Source organism: Buttiauxella noackiae ATCC 51607, from assembly GCF_001654865.1.
In the GTDB taxonomy this organism is placed as follows: domain Bacteria; phylum Pseudomonadota; class Gammaproteobacteria; order Enterobacterales; family Enterobacteriaceae; genus Buttiauxella; species Buttiauxella noackiae.
The window spans coordinates 1-1,412 of the sequence record NZ_LXEO01000079.1 but is presented as its reverse complement, the minus strand read 5'-3'; the positions used below and the strand labels follow the sequence as shown (position 1 = coordinate 1,412).

At 48.9% G+C, this 1,412-nt stretch carries 1 protein-coding gene; it reads left to right on the top strand.

The features are described 5' to 3' along the window. Window positions 1-23: 23 nt before the first annotated feature. A protein-coding gene (locus tag M979_RS23190; RefSeq protein WP_157093300.1) for an IS3 family transposase occupies window positions 24-1,381 on the top strand; the annotation gives its coding sequence in 2 pieces (ribosomal slippage) (window positions 24-486 and window positions 486-1,381; 1,359 coding nt in all). The last annotated feature ends 31 nt before the right edge of the window (window positions 1,382-1,412 follow it).

The window sequence follows — 1,412 nt, the reverse complement described above, 5'->3', positions numbered from 1 at the left end:
AACCGAGTAAGGTGCAGTTTTTTATGAGCAAATATTCTCTTAGCTTCAAACTTCAGGTTGTGAAGCACTATCTTTCCGGTCTGGAAGGGTACAAAGCGACAGCAAAGCGTTTTGGTATCGATCACAGTGCCGTTCGTAAGTGGTCTGCCGTCTGGAAGCTTCATGGCGAAGCCGGGCTAACCACACGACGCTTCACCTACTCTCCTGTCTTTAAAGAGTCCGTCATCCTGTATATGCGTGAGCATCGACTGTCTGTTCGCGAAGTTTGTGCAAAATTCTCTATTCCTGCCTTTTCCACGGTTTGTGAGTGGGAACGACTGTATGATGAAGGCGGTCTGCAAGCCCTGACAGATAACCGCCGCAGGAAAAAAACGATGCCGGATACCCCTGGAAATAAATCAGTCAACACGCCTCAAACGCCCCTTAACCCGGACGAACGTGAGGAGCTCGAGCAGCTACGCGTCGAAGTAGCTTATCTAAAAAAGCTTCAGGCCTTACTCAGGGAAAAAAACACGCCAGAACGCGGCAGAAAACACAGGTCGTGAATGAGTTAAGGCCGCAGCATCCCCTGGCTCGTCTGTTAAAAGCGGCAGAGCTGGCCAGAAGTACGTTTTACTGGCAGCTGGCTTGCGCGAAAAAACCGGACAAATATGCTGATGATAAGCATCAGATTTTAGCGCTGTTCCATAAGCATAAAGGGCGATATGGATACCGGCGTATCACGCTGGCCGGTCGTCGGCAAGGGAGTTCACTGAATCATAAAACGGTTCAGAGACTGATGCAGCAGTTAGATTTAACCGCCTGTATCAGAAGGAAGAAATACAACTCTTACAAAGGGCGATATGGCAAAGCTGCGGGTAATGTGCTGAACCGCCAGTTCAGTGCAGACAAACCCAACCAGAAGTGGGTAACAGACGTGACAGAATTTAAAATTGCCGGGGAAAAGCTGTATTTATCCCCGGTCCTTGACCTGTATAACGGTGAAATCGTGGCGTATCAGATGGAGCATCGACCCGTTCTGTCGATGGTGGACGATATGCTGAGTAAGGCGCTGTCGGTTCTGAGTGAAGGTGAATATCCGCTGGTACATTCAGACCAGGGTTGGCAGTATCAGATGGCGCACTATCAGAAGCGACTCAGGGAAGCAGGGCTGAAACAGAGTATGTCACGCAAGGGAACCTGCTATGACAATGCGGTGATAGAAAGCTTCTTCGGCACGCTGAAAACGGAATGCCTGTATCTGGAGGAGTATAGAAGCATCAGCGAGTTACGGGATGCTATTGACGAATATATCTACTATTACAACCATGAAAGAATAAAACAGAAACTAAAAGGCCTGAGTCCGGTAGAGTACCGAACCCAGGCCCAGATAGCCGCCTGATATAAACCGTCCAACTTTATGGGGTCAGTTC